15 protein-coding genes are annotated in these 18,016 nt (G+C 74.8%); 3 read left to right on the forward strand and 12 right to left on the reverse strand.

Going from position 1 to position 18,016, the window contains the following annotated elements; genetic code table 11:
• Positions 1 to 9 precede the first annotated feature (9 nt).
• From ilvD to LN652_RS06510, 6 genes are all read right to left on the reverse strand, one after another.
• Positions 10 to 1,701, reverse strand: a complete 1,692-nt coding sequence (gene ilvD / locus LN652_RS06485; RefSeq protein ID WP_230443861.1) for a dihydroxy-acid dehydratase — start codon at positions 1,699 to 1,701, stop codon at positions 10 to 12.
• Between the two features lie 72 nt (positions 1,702 to 1,773).
• On the reverse strand, positions 1,774 to 3,453 hold the full coding sequence (locus LN652_RS06490; protein ID WP_230443862.1) for an alkaline phosphatase D family protein: 1,680 nt from the start codon (positions 3,451 to 3,453) through the stop codon (positions 1,774 to 1,776).
• A 79-nt stretch (positions 3,454 to 3,532) separates the two neighbouring features.
• On the reverse strand, positions 3,533 to 3,988 hold the full coding sequence (locus tag LN652_RS06495) for an SRPBCC family protein (RefSeq protein ID WP_230443863.1): 456 nt from the start codon (positions 3,986 to 3,988) through the stop codon (positions 3,533 to 3,535).
• Between the two features lie 31 nt (positions 3,989 to 4,019).
• Positions 4,020 to 5,123, reverse strand: a complete 1,104-nt coding sequence (locus LN652_RS06500) for a sialidase family protein (RefSeq protein ID WP_230443864.1) — start codon at positions 5,121 to 5,123, stop codon at positions 4,020 to 4,022.
• A 40-nt stretch (positions 5,124 to 5,163) separates the two neighbouring features.
• Complete coding sequence (locus LN652_RS06505; RefSeq protein ID WP_230443865.1) at positions 5,164 to 6,030, reverse strand: ABC transporter permease; 867 nt, start codon at positions 6,028 to 6,030, stop codon at positions 5,164 to 5,166.
• Positions 6,027 to 7,028 carry an ATP-binding cassette domain-containing protein gene (locus LN652_RS06510; protein ID WP_230443866.1) on the reverse strand — a complete coding sequence of 334 codons (1,002 nt, stop codon included), beginning with the start codon at positions 7,026 to 7,028 and terminating at the stop codon, positions 6,027 to 6,029. Before LN652_RS06510 ends, LN652_RS06505 begins: the two co-directional genes overlap by 4 nt.
• A gap of 53 nt (positions 7,029 to 7,081) precedes the next feature.
• Between LN652_RS06510 and LN652_RS06515 the strand changes: the two genes are divergently transcribed.
• The 3 genes from LN652_RS06515 to LN652_RS06525 are packed head-to-tail and all read left to right on the forward strand — an operon-like array spanning position 7,082 to position 9,714.
• On the forward strand, positions 7,082 to 7,669 hold the full coding sequence (locus LN652_RS06515; RefSeq protein ID WP_230443867.1) for a PadR family transcriptional regulator: 588 nt from the start codon (positions 7,082 to 7,084) through the stop codon (positions 7,667 to 7,669).
• A gap of 9 nt (positions 7,670 to 7,678) precedes the next feature.
• Positions 7,679 to 8,566 (forward strand): EamA family transporter, encoded by an 888-nt coding sequence (locus tag LN652_RS06520; RefSeq protein ID WP_230443868.1) that lies wholly within the window; start codon positions 7,679 to 7,681, stop codon positions 8,564 to 8,566.
• Positions 8,563 to 9,714, forward strand: coding sequence for a PQQ-dependent sugar dehydrogenase (locus tag LN652_RS06525; protein WP_230443869.1), 1,152 nt, complete (start codon positions 8,563 to 8,565; stop codon positions 9,712 to 9,714). The genes LN652_RS06520 and LN652_RS06525 overlap by 4 nt, the downstream gene beginning before the upstream one ends.
• 4 nt (positions 9,715 to 9,718) lie before the next feature.
• On the opposite strand, the gene LN652_RS06530 is transcribed toward LN652_RS06525, so the two are convergent.
• The 6 genes from LN652_RS06530 to LN652_RS06555 all read right to left on the reverse strand — a co-directional run bounded on the left by LN652_RS06530 (position 9,719) and on the right by LN652_RS06555 (position 17,985).
• Positions 9,719 to 11,314 (reverse strand): alkaline phosphatase D family protein, encoded by a 1,596-nt coding sequence (locus LN652_RS06530; RefSeq protein WP_230443870.1) that lies wholly within the window; start codon positions 11,312 to 11,314, stop codon positions 9,719 to 9,721.
• 81 nt (positions 11,315 to 11,395) lie between these two features.
• The gene (locus tag LN652_RS06535; RefSeq protein WP_329958467.1) at positions 11,396 to 12,253 is read right to left on the reverse strand and encodes an ECF transporter S component; all 858 of its coding nucleotides are present in this window, start codon (positions 12,251 to 12,253) and stop codon (positions 11,396 to 11,398) included.
• The gene (locus LN652_RS06540; protein ID WP_230443871.1) at positions 12,250 to 13,857 is read right to left on the reverse strand and encodes an ABC transporter ATP-binding protein; all 1,608 of its coding nucleotides are present in this window, start codon (positions 13,855 to 13,857) and stop codon (positions 12,250 to 12,252) included. The genes LN652_RS06535 and LN652_RS06540 overlap by 4 nt, the downstream gene beginning before the upstream one ends.
• The gene (locus tag LN652_RS06545; protein WP_230443872.1) at positions 13,854 to 14,996 is read right to left on the reverse strand and encodes an energy-coupling factor transporter transmembrane component T family protein; all 1,143 of its coding nucleotides are present in this window, start codon (positions 14,994 to 14,996) and stop codon (positions 13,854 to 13,856) included. The genes LN652_RS06540 and LN652_RS06545 overlap by 4 nt, the downstream gene beginning before the upstream one ends.
• Positions 14,997 to 15,079: 83 nt before the next feature.
• Positions 15,080 to 16,114, reverse strand: a complete 1,035-nt coding sequence (locus LN652_RS06550) for a hypothetical protein (RefSeq protein WP_230443873.1) — start codon at positions 16,112 to 16,114, stop codon at positions 15,080 to 15,082.
• Positions 16,111 to 17,985, reverse strand: a complete 1,875-nt coding sequence (locus LN652_RS06555) for a hypothetical protein (protein WP_230443874.1) — start codon at positions 17,983 to 17,985, stop codon at positions 16,111 to 16,113. Before LN652_RS06555 ends, LN652_RS06550 begins: the two co-directional genes overlap by 4 nt.
• Positions 17,986 to 18,016: the final 31 nt, after the last annotated feature.

The raw sequence follows: 18,016 nt of genomic DNA on the forward strand, positions 1-18,016 counted from the left end.
ACCTACCGGTCAGCCGCAGACCGCGCCGTGGGCCGCCGACTGCACGACCTTGGCGTACTTGCCGAGCACGCCGCGGGTGTACTTCGGCGGCAGCGGCTCCCAGCCGTCCTTGCGGGCCTCCAGCTCGGCGGGGTCGACGTCGAGCGACAGCGTCCGGTGGGCGACGTCGAGGGTGATCGGGTCGCCGTCGCGGACGAACGCGATCGGCCCGGCGTCGACGGCCTCGGGCGCGATGTGGCCGACGCAGAGGCCGGTGGTTCCGCCGGAGAACCGGCCGTCGGTGATCAGCAGGACGTCCTTGCCGAGCCCGGCGCCCTTGATCGCGCCGGTGATGGCGAGCATCTCGCGCATGCCGGGACCGCCCTTGGGGCCCTCGTAGCGGATGACCACGACGTCACCCGCGGTGATGGCGCCCGCGGCGAGCGCGTCGAGCGCCGCGCGCTCGCCGTCGAAGACCCGCGCGGTGCCGGTGAAGGTCGAGTCGTCGAAGCCGGCGCTCTTGACGACCGCGCCCTCGGGGGCCATCGAGCCCTTGAGGATGGTGAGGCCGCCGGTGGCGTGGATGGGGGCGTCGAGGTTGCGCAGGACGTCGCCGTCGACGTGCTGGGGGGCGAGCGCCTCGAGGTTCTCGGCCATGGTGCGGCCGGTGACGGTCAGGGTGTCGCCGTGCATCAGGCCCGCGTCGAGCAGTGCCTTCATCACCACCGGGATGCCGCCGATCTTGTCGACGTCGTTCATCACGTAGCGCCCGAACGGCTTCAGGTCGCCGATGTGCGGCACCTTCTCGCCGATCCGGTTGAAGTCGTCGAGGGTGAGGTCGACCTCGGCCTCGCGGGCGATCGCGAGCAGGTGGAGCACGGCGTTGGTGGAGCCGCCGAGCGCCATCACGACGGCGATCGCGTTCTCGAAGGCGGGCTTGGTCATGATCTGGCGGGCGGTGATGCCGTTGCGCAGCATCCCGACGACCGCCTCGCCGGAGCGGTGCGCGAACCCGTCGCGGCGCCGGTCGACGGCCGGCGGCGCCGCGGAGCCGGGCAGGCTCATGCCGAGCGCCTCGGCGACGCTGGCCATCGTGTTGGCGGTGTACATGCCGCCGCACGCGCCCTCGCCGGGACAGATCGCCTTCTCGATGCGGGTCACCTCGTCCTCGGTGATCCGGCCGGCGAGGCACGCGCCGACCGCCTCGAAGGCGTCGATGATCGTGACGTCCTGGCCATCGACCTGGCCGGGCATGATCGAGCCGGCGTAGAGGAAGACGCTGGCCAGGTCGAGCCGGGCCGCGGCCATCAGCATGCCGGGCAGCGACTTGTCGCAGCCGGCGAGCAGCACCGAGCCGTCGAGCCGCTCGGCCATCATCACGGTCTCGACCGAGTCGGCGATGACCTCCCGGCTGACCAGCGAGAAGTGCATCCCCTCGTGGCCCATCGAGATGCCGTCCGAGACCGAGATGGTGCCGAACTCGAGCGGGTAGCCGCCGGCGGCGTGCACGCCGTTCTTGACCGCCTTGGCGAGCCGGTCGAGCGAGAGGTTGCAGGGCGTGATCTCGTTCCAGCTCGACGCGACGCCGATCTGCGGCTTCTCCCAGTCGTCGTCGCCCATGCCCACCGCGCGGAGCATGCCGCGCGCGGCGGCCTTCTCGAGGCCGTCCGTGACGTCGCGGCTGCGGGGCTTGATGTCGGGTCCGTCGGCTGCATGGGTCATGGCTGCAGGCTAGTCCGCGCCCCGCCGCCGCCCGTACGACGTCTCACTCCCCGCCCGACCGGCCCGCCGCGCTCACGGGCGCTCGGTCTCGGTGCGGATCGTCTCCCGCGACAGCTCCTCCGGACTGGTCCCGCGCAGCGCGCTGGTGGTCACCGTCGGGCTGTCGGCCGTCTGGTGGAGGCGCCGGTCGCCGTCGACGATCGTGTAGGACCGCCGGGTGAACGCCGGGCGTCCCGGCTCCGACACCCGCTCGAGCGAGCGGAAGTCGACGTCGACCCGGTCGGGCTGGATGCGGGTGTTGACGTAGCCGCGCAGGTTGTTCCAGAACTTCAGGTGCGGGTTCTGGGCGAACCACGGGTGCACCCCGTCGGCGGAGTCCGCACCGTTGCCCCCGGAGGTGATCGAGCTGCACACCAGCTCGGTGCCGACCGACGGGGCATCGGGGTCGGCGTGGTCCAGCTTGATCTCCGAGGCCCAGTGGGTGTGGACGTCGCCGGTCAGCACGACGGGGTTGCGCACCCCTGCGTCCACCCATCCCTGGGTCACCCGCTGCCGGTTGGCGCGGTAGCCGTCCCACGCGTCCATGGACACGGTGAGGTCGGGCGTCGGCGTGGAGTCGCGCTGGGCGAAGAAGACCTGCTGGCCGAGCAGGTCCCAGCGGGCGGTCGAGGTGCGGAAGCCGTCCTGCAGCCACGCCTCCTGCTCGGCGCCCATCAGCGTCCGGGCCGGGTCGTCGGCGGCCGGGCAGTCGTCGTAGCCGTCGCCGCACGCCTGGTCGTCGCGGTACTGCCGGGTGTCGAGCACGTGGAAGGTCGCCAGCTGGCCCCAGTGGACCCGCCGGTAGAGCTGCATGTCGAGCCCGCGCGGGACCGAGGTGCGCCGCAGCGGCATGTTCTCCCAGTACGCCTGGAACGCCGCGACCCGCCGGGCGAGGAAGCCGGCCCCGGCCTCGGCCGGGTTCTCCGGCACCTCGTCCGCCCAGTTGTTGTCCAGCTCGTGGTCGTCCCACACGACGACCCAGGGAGCGGCCGCGTGGGCGGCCTGGAGGTCGGCGTCGGTCTTGTACTGCGCGTGCCGCTGGCGGTAGCCGGCCAGTGTCGTGGTCTCGGGACCCCGGTGGTCGCGCACGTTGCCGCCCGGCGCCGTGTAGTCGCCGGCGCGGTACTCGTACTGGTAGTCGCCCAGGTGCAGCACCAGGTCGGGGTGGTCCTCGGCGAGCCGGCGGTAGGCGGTGAAGAAGCCGTGCTCGAGCTGGGAGCACGACACGAAGCTCATCGCGAGCGCGGCGGGCGTGCGCCACGGCTCGGGAGCCGTGAGCGCGCGGCCGACCGGAGAGACGTGCCGGCCGAGGCGGAAGCGGTACCAGTACTCGCGGCCCGGGCGCAGGCCGGCGACCTCGACGTGGACGGCGTGCGCGGCGTCCGGGACGGCCCGCACCCGGCCCGCCTGCTCGACCCGCCGGAAGCCGGGGTCGGTCGCGACCTGCCACGAGACGTCGTACCGGCGACCGGGCATGCCGCCGAGGCCGTCGTCGGCGAGCGGGTCGGGCGCGAGCCGGGTCCAGATGACGAAGCCGTCGGGCAGCGGGTCGCCGGACGCGACGCCGAGGGTGAACGGGTCCGAGCGCAGCGGGGGCGCGGCGTGCGCGCGGGTGTCCGGGAGGGCGAGGGAGGTCGCGCCGGCGACGGCGCCGGTGGCGGCCGCGGTCAGCGCGAGGGCGCGCCGGGAGACAGGAGTCCGAGAAAGTTCCATGCCGGCAGTGGAGCCGCCCGCGGACAACCCCGTCCGGACGCGGGGTGAACGCTCGGCGACGGCTCGCCGTCGGGCCGGCTCAGCGTCGCTCGGCCTCGGCCTTGAGGGAGGCCAGGCCCTTCTCGAAGTCCCGGCCGACCGCCTTGTCGAAGAACAGCCGGCCCAGCAGCGACATCGCGGCGTTGCGCTCGCCCGTCATCGTCCAGGTGACCTCGGTGGCGTCACCGAGCGGTGTGAGCGCGAAGGTGGTGACGTTGGTGGCCCTGAACGGCTTGAGGAACTCGAGGTCGACCACGACGGAGGTCGGCGTGGAGCCGGTGACCTCCATCCGGCCCTCCCCCGCCTTCTTGTTGCCCGACCAGCGGTAGGTCGCGCCGACGCCGTGGTCGGGGCCGGAGTACTCGCGGTGCAGGGCGGGGTCGAGGCCCTCCCACGGCGACCACTTCTGCCACTCGCGGAAGTCGTCGACGAGCGCGTGGACCCGGACCGGGCCGGCCTCGACGCGGGTGGTGCGGGAGAGCGAGAAGCGAGCCATGGCGGCACCCTAGACCCGGGACGCGGCGCCGTCAGTCGATCCGGGCCGCGCGGACGACCAGCACGTCGGGGAGGTCCTTGTGGACCTCGGCCCACGTGGCGCCCTCGTCGGGCGAGGCCCACACGCCGCCGTTGCGCCCGCCGAAGTAGAGCCCGGCCTGCTCGTGGTCGTCGGTGCACATCGCGTCGCGCATCACCGCGGTGAAGTAGCCGTCGGGCAGCGCCCCCTCGCCGAGCGGCTCCCACGACGCCCCCGCGTCGGTCGTGCGGAACACCCGCGCCTTCCCGTCGACCGGCCAGCGGGCGTCGGCGCCGGTGATCGGGAAGCTGTACGCCGTCTGCGCGCGGTGCGGGTGGGCCACCATCGCGAAGCCGAACTCGGTGGGCAGCCCGGGGGCGATGTCCTGCCAGGACGCGCCACCGTCGTCGGAGCGGTAGACCCCGCCGTGGTTCTGCAGGTAGAGCCGCTCGGGGTCGGTGGCGTCGCGGGCGACCTTGTGCACGCACTGGCCGAACTCCGGGTAGCGGCGGTCGCCGGGGAAGAACTCGGCCTTCACGCCGGTGTTGGACGGCGCCCACGTGTCACCGCCGTCGGAGGTGACGTAGACGCCGCCGGTCGAGAGCGCGGCGAGCACCCGCGACGGGTCGCTCGGGTGTGGCAGGACGGTGTGGAACGCCTGCCCGCCGAAGCCCTCGTTCCACTCCGGTCGGTGCGGGTGGTCCCAGAGCCCGCGCACGAGGGAGAACGTCTCGCCGCGGTCGGTCGAGCGGAAGACCGCGCCGGGCTCGGTGCCGGCCCAGACGACGCCGTCGCCCCCGTCCGCGGACGGGCCGGGCTGCAGCTGCCACACGCGGGCCAGGGTGGCGCCGGCGTCCTCGGGGAAGCGGGCGGCGCCGTTGGGGGTCTCGTCCCAGGTGGCGCCGAGGTCGTCGGAGCGCCACACCTGCGGGCCGAGCCAGCTCGACGACGCGCCGGCCAGCAGCCGGGGCGCGTCAACGCGGGTGTCGAGCATGACGGAGTAGACCTCCTCCATCGGGAAGTGCGGGCCCGTCCAGGACCACGCGGAGCGGCCCTCGTCGGAGGTCCCCAGCCACAGGCCCTTGCGGGTGCCGACCATCAGCAGCGTGCGTGACATGACTTCTCCTCCTGGGCGTGGGCTCGACCGGCAGCGACGGTCACTGCAGCGTGCGGTTGCGGAAGACCTTGAGCGCGAGCGGCGCGATCACGGCCGTGATCGCGACCGTCCAGAGCACCGTGAAGAGCACCGGGTGCTGCATGGGCAGGTGCGAGTCGGCCGGCGCGGGCCCGGTGTTGCCCCACAGTTCGCGCACGGCCTGGACGAGCGCGGAGATCGGGTTCCACTCGGCGATCGCCCGCAGCACCGGGCTCATCGCCTCGGACGGCGCGAACGCGTTGGAGAGGAACGTCAGCGGGAACATCGTGGTGAACATGACGCCGTTGACCGCCTCGACCGACCGCATCGCCGAGCCGACGAGGATGCCGACCCAGATCATCGCGAAGCCCCAGAGCAGCAGCAGGCCGTAGGCCGCGAGCGCCTCGAGGACCGACCCACGGATCCGCCAGCCGACGACCAGGCCGGTCAGCGACATCACGATGATGCCGATGAAGGAGTGGGTGATGCTCGACATGCTGCGTCCGACGAGGATGGCGGCGGGGTTGATCGGCAGCGACCGGAACCGGTCGACGATCCCCTTGTCGATGTCGGCGGTGAGCCCGATGGCGACGATGAACGAGGCGAACGCGATGGTCTGGCCCATGATCCCGCCGAGCAGCCACTCGCGGTAGCCGGTGGTCGACGACACGGTGATCGCCCCGCCGAAGACGAAGGCGAAGAGCAGCACGAACATCACCGGCTGGATGGTGACGTCGAGCAGCATCTCCGGCATCCGCTTGATGTGGATCAGGTTGCGCCGGAAGATCGTGACCGACTGGTGCCACAGGGACGTGTGCCGGATCTCGGGCCGTTCGAGGGCGCCGTGGGTGTGGTGGCCGGTCCGGCTGGTCTCGTCGAGCTGGCTCATGCCCGCACCTCCGCGAGGGTCTGGTCGTCGTCGGGGTCCCGGTCGGCGGCCCCGCCCTCCTCGGCCCGGTGGCCGGTGAGGTTGAGGAACACGTCGTCGAGGCTGGGGCGCTGGAGCCCGAGGTCGTCGATCTCGATGCCGCTCCCGTCGAAGAGCGCCGCGATCCGGGTGATGTCGGACAGGCCCTCGGCGGGGGCGGTGATCCTGCGTGCGGAGGTCTCCACGTGGACCTCGAGCCCGGCGCCGCGGATCCGCTCCGCCGCGGCCGCGAGGTCGTCGGCGCGGGAGACGGTCACGACGAGGGAGGCCTTGCCGGAGGCGTCCTTGAGCTGCAGCGGCGTGCCCTGGGCGATCACGGTGCCGCGGTCGATGACGACGATGTCGTCGGCGAGCTGGTCGGCCTCCTCGAGGTACTGCGTGGTGAGCAGCAGCGTGGTGCCGTCGTCGACGAGGTCGCGCAGCACCTCCCACAGCTCGACCCGGCTGCGCGGGTCGAGGCCGGTGGTCGGCTCGTCGAGGAACAGCACCGGCGGGGTGGCGATCAGGCTCACGGCGAGGTCGAGCCGGCGGCGCATGCCCCCGGAGTACGTCTTGACGACCCGGCCGGCGGCGTCGGTGAGGGAGAACCGCTCGAGCAGCTCGTCGCTGACCCGGGCGATGGTGCGCCGGTCGAGGCCGTAGAGGCTGCCGACCAGCCAGAGGTTCTCGCGCCCGGTGAGCAGCTCGTCGACCGTGGCGGACTGCCCGGTCAGCCCCATCGAGCGGCGTACGGCCGCCGGGTCCCGCAGCACGTCGTGCCCGGCCACCCGGGCCGTCCCGCGGGTGGGACGCGTCAGCGTCGTCATCATCCGCACGGTGGTCGTCTTGCCGGCGCCGTTGGGGCCGAGCAGCCCCAGCACCGAGCCCCGGGGCACGACGAAGCTGACGTCGTCGACCGCGAGGGTCTCCCCGAACTGCTTGACGAGGCCCTCGGCCTCGATCGCGTGCTCTGCTGCCACTCCGCGTCCCCCTCCGTGACTATTCCGATTAGGAACACTACTCTGGTGGCGAGATGAGTCAAGACCTTCCCGTCACGGGCTACGCGATCCTCGGGCTGCTCACGTTCGGCGACGAGCTGACCGGCTACGAGGTCAAGCAGCGCGCCGACATGACGCTGCGCTTCTACTGGGTCGCCCCCGCGATGAGCCAGGTCTACACGGAGCTGCGCCGGCTCACCGACCACGGGCTGGTGCGGGGGTCGACCAGCGCCGACGGCGGCCGCGAGGTGACGACGTACGCCATCACCGAGGCCGGCCAGCGGGCCCTGCGGACGTGGATGGACGCGACCCCGGCCGGCTTCCCCGTGCTGAAGCACACCGTCCTGCTGCGGCTGCTGGTCGGCCACGCCACCGAGCCCGACCACACCCGGCGGATGCTGCGCGACTACCTCGCCGACCTCGACACCGCGCTCGCCGACCTCACCCACGTGCGCGACGCCCTGCGCGGGGCGGACGCGCCCGGCGAGCCGTTCCGGTTCCCCTCGATCGTCGCGGACTGGGGCCTCGACTACTTCGCCGCCGAGCAGCGGCACACCCGCCGCGCGCTCGACAGCCTGTCGGAGCACGGGACGGCACCGGAGGTCGGGCCGCCGACTGCATAGGGTGGCCCGGTGACCGACCGACCGAGCCGTGCCGCGCTCGGCCCCGTCGGCCTCGTGCTGGTCGGCATCGCGTCGGTCCAGCTGGGCGCGGCGATCGCCAAGGCGCTGTTCGACGAGGTGTCCCCGACCGCGATGGTCTGGCTGCGGCTGGTCACCAGCGCCGTGGTGCTGGTGGCGCTCGCCCGGCCGCGGCTGGGTGGTCGTACGCGGCACGACTGGCTGGTCGTCCTCGGCTTCGGCGCGAGCCTGGCCACGATGAACTGGGCGATCTACCAGTCCTTCGCCCGCATCCCGCTCGGCATCGCGGTCACCATCGAGTTCATCGGCCCGCTCACCCTCGCGGTGCTCGGCTCGCGGCGCGCCCGCGACCTGGTGTGGGTGCTGCTCGCCGCGGTCGGCGTCGTCCTCCTCGGCCTCGAGCGCACCGACCTCGACGTCGCCGGCGTGCTGTTCGCCCTGCTCGCGGGCGCAGCCTGGGCGGCCTACATCCTGCTCGCCTCCAGCACCGGACGACGCTGGGCCGGGTTCGACGGGCTGGCCGTCGCCAGCCTGGTCGCGGCCGTCGCGATGACGCTCCCGGCGCTGGTCAGCGCCGGGTCGGGCCTGTTCGACGGGCGGGTGCTGCTGCTGGGCGCGCTGGTCGGCCTGCTGAGCTCGGTGATCCCCTACAGCTGCGAGCTGGTCGCGCTGCGGTCGCTGCGCCCGGCCGTCTTCGGCATCCTGATGAGCCTGGAGCCGGCCGCCGCCGCGCTCGCCGCGATCGTGGTCCTCCACGAGACCCTGACGCCGGTCCAGTGGCTCGCCGTGGCGTGCGTCGTCGCCGCGTCGGTCGGCGCCACGCGCACCGGGTCCGGACCGGCCGCGCGTCAGGACGCACCCGGCACAATCGCGGCATGAGATCGCGCCTCGCCCTCACCTCGCTCGCGGTCGTGCTCGGCGCCGCCACCGGGTGCGCCGGCAACGAGCAGCAGCCGATCCCGCGGGTCACCCAGCCCACCGACCTCCCGAGCCAGCCGACGGCGTCCCCGGACGACGAGTCCACGGGCGGGTCGTCGCAGGGTCCCGGCGGCGCGCAGCGCGGGCCGCGGGTGGTGCGCACGCTGGTCGACCAGCTCGAGGTCCCGTGGGGCCTGGCCTTCCTGCCCGACGGCAGCGCCGTGGTCACCGAGCGGATCAGCGGCCGGGTCCTCGGCGTCGACGCCGACGGTGCGGTGAGCCGGCTCGGTGGCGTCGCGGCGACGGTCCCCGAGGGCGAGGCCGGGCTGCTCGGCGTGGCCGTGTCGCCGGACTTCGACCGCGACCGGACGCTGTTCCTCTACGTCACGACCGGCACCGACAACCGGGTCGTCCGCGCCCGCCTCGACGGCACCACGCTGGGCGAGCCGCAGGTCGTGCTGCAGGGGATCCCCCGCGGCTTCATCCACGACGGCGGCCGGATCGCGTTCGGGCCCGACGGCTTCCTCTACGTCACCACCGGCGAGACGGGCGACCCCGCGCTCGCGCAGGACCCCGACAGCCTCGCCGGCAAGATCCTGCGGATCACCGCCGACGGCGACCCCGCGCCCGGCAACCCCGACCCCGGGTCGCCGGTCTGGTCGCTCGGGCACCGCAACGTGCAGGGCCTCGCCTGGGACGACGAGGGTCGGCTGTGGGCCTCGGAGTTCGGCGACTCCGAGTGGGACGAGCTCAACCTGGTGGAGAAGGGCGGCAACTACGGCTGGCCCGAGGTGGAGGGCGCCGGGGGCGGTCGGCGCTTCATCGACCCGCAGCTGGTCTGGCCGGTCGAGGAGGCCTCGCCCAGCGGACTCGCGTACGCCGACGGGCGGCTCTGGATGGCCGGGCTGCGCGGGCAGCGGCTGTGGCGCATCGACGTCTCCGCCGACGGCACCGCGTCGGCCCCGAAGGCCTTCCTCACCGGGGACTACGGGCGGCTGCGCACCGTCGTCGCCGCACCCGACGGACGGCTCTGGCTGACCACCTCGAACCGCGACGGCCGCGGCCAGCCGACCCCGGCCGACGACCGGGTCGTCGTGCTGCGCCCCTGACGTCTCACAGCTCGGCCAGCGGCAGCGCGCCGGTCTGGTGGAGCTCAGGCGACCCGGCGGCCACCGCGAACGACGCGCGCGTGAAGGCCGGCGCGCCGGGCTCGCGCACGAACGGCAGGCTCCGGAAGTCGGCGCTCAGCTCGCCCGGGGTGAGCGTGACCCGCACGTAGCCGCGCAGGTCGTTCCAGAACCGGACCTGCGGGTTGGTTGCCTGCCAGCGATAGCTGCCGTCGGGCGAGTCGGCGCCGTCGCCGTTGGACGTGACGGACGTGCAGATCAGCTCGGGGGCGACGACGGAGGCGGGGTCGTCGGGGTCGGCCCACACCTCGGTCGCGAACGCGTCGTGCACGTCGCCGGTCAGCACCACCGGGTTCGCCGCGGCCGCCAGGGAGGCGAGCACGCGCTCGCGGCAGGCCGGGTAGCCGTCCCAGCCGTCCATCGACTGCCGGCCGACGTCGACCGGCGACAGCTCGAGGCTGCCCATCGGCACCTGCTGGCCCAGCACGTCCCAGGTGGCGCCCGACCCGCGCAGCCCCCGGTCCAGCCACGCCTCCTGCGCGGTGCCGAGGATCGTCCGGTCGGGCTCCCACGTCTCGTCGCACGCGCCCATCGCGGCCGGACCGCACGCCTGCGGGTCGCGGTGCTGGCGGGTGTCGAGCATGTGGAACGTCGCCAGCCGACCCCAGCCGAAGCGCCGGAACGCGCGCATCTCCGCGCCCTGCGGGTAGGCCGAGCGGCGCAGCGGCATGTTCTCCCAGTACGCCCGCAGCGCCGAGGCCCGGCGCAGCCCGAAGTCGCCGCCCACCGTCGTCGTGCCGCGACGGTCGTCGGCCCAGTTGTCGCTCACCTCGTGGTCGTCGAAGACCGCGACCCACGGCGCCGCCGCGTGCAGCCGCTGCAGGTCGGGGTCCGTCTTGTACTGGGCGTGGCGCCGCCGGTAGTCGGCGAGCGTCACCGTCTCCGGACCCTCGTGCGCGCGTACGTTGCCCGACCGAGCCGGCTCGAACCCGGGGTCGTACTCGTAGAGGTAGTCGCCGAGGTGGAGGACCAGGTCCGGCTCGTCCTCGGCGATGCGCCGGTAGGCGGTGAAGTGGCCGTGCTCCCACTGCGCGCAGGACGCGACGGCCACGCTGAGGGCCGCCGGGGTCGACGCGGGCCGCGGCGCGGTGCGCGTACGCCCCACGGGCGAGAGGTGGCGCCCGAGCCGGAAGCGGTACCAGTGGTCGCGGTCCGGCTCCAGCCCGGAGGGCTCGAGGTGCACCGAGTGGCCCGTCGCCGGCCCGACCGGAACCGTCCCGTGCCGCACCACCCGCGCGAACGACGGGTCCGTGGCGACCTGCCACCGGACCTCGTGGACACGGTCGCCCATCCCGCCGTGGCCGTCGTCGTCGAGGGGCAGCCGGGCCAGGCGGGTCCAGAGCACGAACCCGTCGGGCGACGGGTCGCCGCTCGCGACCCCGAGCGAGAACGGGTTGTCGTGCGGCACCTGCGCCGCCGCGGACGGCCGCAGGTCGAGCGAGGGCCCGGTCGTGCCGGGGAGGAACGTGACGCCGGTGGCGAGGAAGCCACCCTTCAGCAGCACCCGCCGAGAGGTCTCCACGGGGGACGACGCTGTCGTGCGTCCCTGACCGGAGCGCGTCGCCGGGGTGACGTCCCGGCTGCCCGCAGGTGAGCGGTTGCGTCAGCCCCGGGCGGGCGCCGGCCGGACCACCGCGCGCCGGGCCGCGCGACGCAGCGTGGTGAGGATCGCCGGCCCGAGGACCACGATCGCCACACCCGTCGTGATCGCCCGGCCGGTGTCCCAGCCGCCGGTCGAGGTGAGCAGGGTGTAGACGAGGAAGCGGTGCGCGTTCTCCAGCACCGGCGCCCCCGCGACGTAGGCCAGCGACCCCTCGTGCCCCGGCACCACGATGCCGAGGGTGAAGGGCCAGAAGCTGAGGTTCATCAGCAGGCCGTAGAGGTAGGACGCGACGACGGCGTAGGCGACCAGCATCGCGATCTCCGCGCGGCCGCCGACGCGGCGCGGGAGCAGGCCGGCGCCCATGCCGACCCACGCGGCGCAGATCATCTGGAACGGCAGCCACGGACCGACGCCGGCGGTGAGCAGCGCCGAGGCGAAGAGCGAGGTGCAGCCGAGCACGAAGCCGAAGCCCGCGCCGAACACGCGGCCGCCGAGCACCAGCAGGAAGAACACCATCTCGATGCCGGCCGTCCCGGCGCCGAGGCCGCGCATCACGGCGTTGATCGCGGACAGCACGCCGAGCACCGCCAGCACCCGGGAGTCCATCCCGCCCTCGCCCATCTCGGCCAGGACCACGACCATCACCAGCGGCAGCAGGGCGAGGAAGAGGAACGGCGGCTCGACCCGCTGGCCCGGCTGGGCGTCGAGCAGCAGCGGCCAGCACAGCATCATCAGACCGGCCACCGAGGCGAGGACGAGCACCGCGGCCGTGCGCGGCCCGATCGGCAGGGCGACACCGGGACGGTCGTCGCGGACGGTACGCGCCCGGGCGGAGGTCGCGCGCTCCAGGAGGCTCATCGCGCCACCCCGGCGAGGGCGTCGGCGACTTCCTCCACGACCAGCCACGGCGCGCCGAGGACCTTGGTGACCTGCGGGGCGAACGACGGCGACTCGGCGAGCACCCGCCGCGGCGGCCCGCTGGAGACCACCTCGCCCTCGGCCATGACGACCACGTCGTCGGCGACGTGGGCGGCGAACTCGACGTCGTGGGTGGCCAGCAGGACGGCGTGCCCGTCGGCGGCGAGGTCGGCGACGATCCGCGCCAGCTCGGCCTTGCCGGCGTAGTCGAGGCCGCGCGTCGGCTCGTCGAGCAGCACGACGGGCGGCCGCGCGGTCAGCACGACCGCGAGCGCGAGCGCGAGCCGCTGGCCCTCGGAGAGGTCGCGGGGGTGGGTCGTGGGGTCGATGCCGGGCGCGAGCCGCCCGAGCAGGCCTCGGCAGGTGCCCGGGTCCGCGTCGGCGCCGGTGTCGGCGGCGGCGCACTCGTCGGCCACCGACTCCAGGTAGAGCAGGTCGGCGGCGGTCTGCGGCACCAGCCCGACGTGGGCGCGTCGCTCGGCGGCCGACAGGGTGGCGGGGTCGTCGCCACCCACCGACAGGGTCCCCGAGCGTCGCCGGCCGGATCCCTGCAGCGCCCAGATCAGGCTGGACTTGCCGGAGCCGTTGCGGCCCATCAGCACCGTCACCCGACCGGTCGACAGGGTCAGGTCGACCTCGCGCACCGCCACGGTCCGTCCGTGCACGACGCTCACGTCGCGCGCCTGCACCAGCGGGGCGGTCGCGGGCAGCGCGACGTCCACCGGCGGCGGCAGGTCCGGCAGGGACCGGGCGTGGCGCCGGGCGTCGCGGACGGTGAGCGGCAGCGGGTCCCACCCGGCGAGGCGACCGAGGTCGACCAGCGGCGGGGCGACGGGCGAGTCGGCCAGCACCACCTCGGGCGCGGCCGTGCGGATCCCGCCGTCGCCGGTCACCAGGCAGATCCGGTCGGCGAACGGCACCACCCGCTCGAGGCGGTGCTCGGCGAGCAGGACGGTCAGCCCGAGGTCGTGCACCAGCCGGGTGATCGTGGCGAGGACGTCCTCGGCCGCCGTGGGGTCGAGCGCCGAGGTGGGCTCGTCCAGCACCAGCACGCGCGGGTGGGTGGTCAGCACCGAGCCGATCGCGACCCGCTGCTGCTGCCCGCCCGAGAGCGTGCGGAGGTCACGGGCGCGCAGGTCGGCGATGCCGAGCAGGTCGAGCGTCTCCTCGACCCGGCGGCGCATCGTCTCCGGCGGCACGCCGAGCTGTTCCATGCCGTAGGCGAGCTCCTCCTCGACCGTGTCGGTCACGAACCCGGCGAGCGGGTCCTGGCCGACGTAGCCGACGAGGTGGGCCCGCTCCCGCGGCGGCTGGTCGAGGATGCTGCGGCCGTCGAGCAGCACGTCGCCGGTCAGCTCGCCGCCGGTGAACCGCGGCACGAGGCCGGTGACCACCCCGAGCAGGGACGACTTCCCCACGCCGGTGCGCCCGGAGACCACGACCAGCTCGCCCTCCTCGAGGGTGAGGTCGACGTTGCGCAGCACGTGGTGACGGTCGTAGCGCAGCCCGATCCCGCGCAGCTCGACCACCTCGCGCCCGATCATGCGGCCACCTCCCGGTCGACGCGGTCCGGGGCCGGCGCGGCCTCCGGCTCCCGCGCGGCCCGCACCGGGGTCGTCGCGGGCAGCGGGGTGGCGACCGCGGGCACCAGGCCGAGCAGGCCGACGGCGAGCGCGAGCGGCGAGAGGTAGGGCATCACGTCGACGGTCGGGTAGGCGACCACCACCTGGGTGCGGCCGAGGTGCCAGCCGAGCACCGCGACCGCGACGCCGACGCCGACGGTCAGCAGCTCGGGCGGGTTCCACGGGTCGGGGCGGTAGCGGGTGCGCTCGACCCGGCGGCCGGCGCTGACCAGCCCGACCACCGCGACCAGGACGCCCGCCCCGAGCATCGGCAGCGCCAGCACCCGCGGCGCGGTCGGGTCGAGCCAGGCGTAGGTCCCGACGCAGATGCCGGTGAGGGCGAGCATGAGCAGCGCGCCGGTGGTCCACCGCTGGCGCGGGGTCGCTCCCCCGGAGCGGCCGTAGCCGCGGGTGTCCATCCCTGCGGCGAGCGCCAGGGAGCGCTCCAGCGCGTCCTCGAGGACCGGCACCAGGAAGCGGCGCAGCCGGGCGACCCCCTTGGTCGCTCCCCCGCGCAGGGCCTGTGCCGCCCGGACCCGTCGGGCGCTGTCGGCGAGCTGGGGGAAGATCGTCACGGCGACGACGAGGGCGGTGCCGATCTCGTAGAGCGCGGGCGGCACCGAGGCCAGCAGCCGCTTGGGGTTGGCCAGCGAGTTGGCGGCGCCCACGCACACGATGATCGCGGCGAGCCGCATCCCGTCGTAGAGGCCGGCCAGCAGTGCCTCGCTGGTGACCGGGCCGAGCAGGCGGATGCCCGCCGCCCAGTCCGGCAGCGGCACCTCGGGCAGGTCGAGCAGCACGTGCCCGACCTCCTGACCACCGAAGACGATCCGGAAGACGACGCGCAGCACGACCGTCAGGACGGCGAGGGCGACGTAGAGGCGGAACGAGCGGCCGAAGGGGTGACCGGACCGGCGTGCCACGACCACCACCGACGCCGTGCCCATCACGAGGAGGAGCAGCAGCGGGTTGGTGGTGAGCGACGCCGCGGTGGCCAGCCCGATCGCCCAGGTCCACCAGGCGATCGGGTGCAGGTCACGCGGCAGGGCCGGTCCGGTCACGGCGCGTCAGGCCCCCCGTCGCCGACGCGCGACCAGGGCGGCGCCGGCGAGCGCCGTCGCGAGCAGCCCGACGACGCCCCAGGTCACGGCCGCGGGCACGCGGTCGGGTGCGGCGGCCGTCGGGGTCCCGGAGGTGGGCGCCCCGCGTCGGCCGACCCGGCCGGGTCGACCGTCGGGTCGTCGGTCGCGTCGGTCGCGTCGGTCGGGTCGTCGGTCGGGTCGCCGGCGCGGTCGTCGCGCCCGCCGGACCTCGAGCCCTTCTCCGAGCCGGCCTTGGGGTCCGCCTTCGTGCCGGAGCCGGACCGCGAGCGGCCTCGGTCGTGCCGGGCGTGGACCCGGCGTCCCCGGACGGGCTCGCGGAGGGCGACGACGTCGCCGACGATCCGGACGACGGGGTGGAGGACGGGCTCGGCTGCGGTGAGGTCGAGCCGCCCGTGCCGCCGTTCTCGCCACCGCCCGAGCCGCCCGAGCCGCCGGAGCCGGTGGAGCCGCCGCCGGACGGCTGCGAGCCGCCGGTCGTGCCACCGCCGGAGCCGCCGCCGGAGCCGCCGCCCGACGTCGGCGTCGCGCTCGGCGACGAGCTCGGCGCCGGCTCGGAGGTCGGCGTGGGGCTCGGCGTGGCCGAGGCGGTGGCCGGCGGCGCGACGGCCGGGGACGCTCGTGCCGGCGGTGCGGTCCTGCTGCCAGGACCAGCCGACCGAGCCGCCGGCCGGGACCGTCAGGCTGCCGACGCCATAGCTGGAGTAGGTCCACGACGCGCGGCTGCCGTCGGCCCACCACAGTCCCCAGTAGGCGTTGGCCGGCGAGGTGTTGACGCAGGGGTCGCTGGTGGGGGCGCCGTTGACCCGGCACACGAAGCCCGGCTGGCGGGTGGCGTAGGTGATGGAGACGCCGACGGACGCGAAGATCGCGGCGGCGCTCCTGCCGCCGCCGTCGGCGGCGCAGGCCGTGACGGTGCCCCCGCCGAGCTCGCGGTAGTCGACGACCACGCTGACACCGCCGGCCGACGTGCAGGTCGCGGCGGTCGCGGCCGGGGCCGACCCGAGGGCGAGCCCCGGGCCGGCCACCAGCACGGCGAGGGCCGCGGCGAGGCGGCGTACGACGCGGGCCGACGTCATCGCTGCGTCTTCGCCTTCAGCACGGTCGAGCCCGAGCGGAGGTCGGCGAACTGGCCGACCGCACGCACCCGGACCTTGGCGCGACCCTGCGGGACGGCGACGCGACCGACGAAGCGGCCCTTGTCGTTGGCGCGGCCCTTGGCGACGACGGTGCCCCCGACCAGCAGCCGCACCTTCTCGCCGGCGGCCAGGCGCCGGACCAGGACCCGCGCACGGGGGCCCTTGCCGCGCGGCGTGGTCACCTTGAGCCGGCGCTTGCCGAGCACGTCGGTGACGTCGGAGACCCGGCCGTCCGCACCGACGAGGGTGTAGGTCGCGGCGCCCGTGCCGGAGGGCAGGGTGACCGAGCGGGTCAGCGTGCCGTCGGAGCCGGCGTAGACGGTGACCCCGGTGAGGCCCGGGCCCTCGAGCACGTAGCGGGCGCCGGCGGCGGCGCCGGTGACGTCGAGCGACACCCTGCCGCCCGCGCGGTGGAAGCCGGTCGGGCCGGCGAGGCGGACCCCGCCGACGGCGCCGCGGGCGGAGCCCACGGTGGTGGTGCGGGAGCCGTCGCGACCGCTCACGGTCCAGGTGGGCTGGCCCGAGGTCGGGACCGTGACGCGCGCCGTGGTGGTGCCGTCGGCGCCGACGACGAGCGTCCGGGTGCCGGTGACGCCCGGACCGGAGAGGCAGTAGCGGTCACCCGTGCGGCCGCCGGCGATCGTGAGGGTGGAGGCCGAGCCGGGCTCGGCGGGCGTGGTGGTGAGGGTGAGGCCGGAGACCGCGCCGCGGGCCTGGGTCAGGCCGGCGACGGCCTGGACCGTCGCGCGCCACCACTGGTCGCGGGTGGCGTCGGTGATGCCGTCGGCGCGGGCCGCGGTGAGGGCGTCGTCGGCGTAGGCGATCGCGCCGTCCTCCCCGGCGAGCGGGGCGGCGGCACCGGGGGCGACCTGGCGGCCCTCGACCCACTCGGCGGCTCGGCCGGCCTGCTCGCAGCGACCCGCCGACGCGAGGGCGGCGGCCGCGAGACCGGTGCTGTTGGAGTTCGGGTCGGGCGTGAACGCGCTGCCGACGAACGAGCCGTCGGTGCGCTGGTTGGCGACCAGCCACGCGACCGCGCGGTCGATCGCGGCCTGGACCCGCGCGGGTCGCGGGGAGATCGCGGACAGCTGGGAGACCACGAGGGCGGTGGTGTCGGTGTCGGTCGGGTCGGTGCCCTCGACGCACGACTGCTCGGCGGCGTCGGCGGCGCTGAAGAACACCCGGAAGTAGCCCGAGGTGCACTGCTGCCGGAGCAGGAAGTCGGTCACCGGCGCGGCCTTCGCCGACCCGGCTGCGGACAGGCCCCGGGCGGCGAAGACCTGGCCGAAGGTGTTCGCGTAGTCGGCACCCCCGTCGACCTGGTCGGCGAGGCGCCCGGCGGTGGGGCCGGACGCGATGACCCGGTCCTCGACCTGCTGGACCAGGTCGAACCCACCGTAGGCGCGGGCGTCGGCCCCGGACACCTGCGCGAAGACGAGGGCCTTGGCGAAGGACCCGGAGTAGAGGTCGCCGGGGACGCCGTAGTCGACACCGGTGGCGTAGCTCGCGACCCGCGACGACATCGCCTGGCGGATCTGGCGGACGAGCGCCTGGTCGCCGCCGACCTCGTCCATGCTCAGCGCGATGTCCGCGGTGAGGCCGTAGTCCGGGAAGTCCGGGTAGTTCGGGTTGATGACCAGGCCGTCGGTGAGCTGGGTGGCCAGCCACCCGGTGGCCGAGCGGGCCGCGGAGGAGGCCGGGTCGGCGGGGGCGGCCGTGGCCGGCGCGGACAGGAGCGGCTGGGCGAGCACGGAGGTGCCGAGCGAGACCGCCACCCCGAGCACGACACTGCGGGACAGGGAGAGCTTCATGGTTCCTTCCTCGCTGCAACAACGGGAAGGG

The sequence above is a fragment of the Nocardioides okcheonensis genome (assembly GCF_020991065.1).
GTDB classification, from domain to species: domain Bacteria; phylum Actinomycetota; class Actinomycetes; order Propionibacteriales; family Nocardioidaceae; genus Nocardioides; species Nocardioides okcheonensis.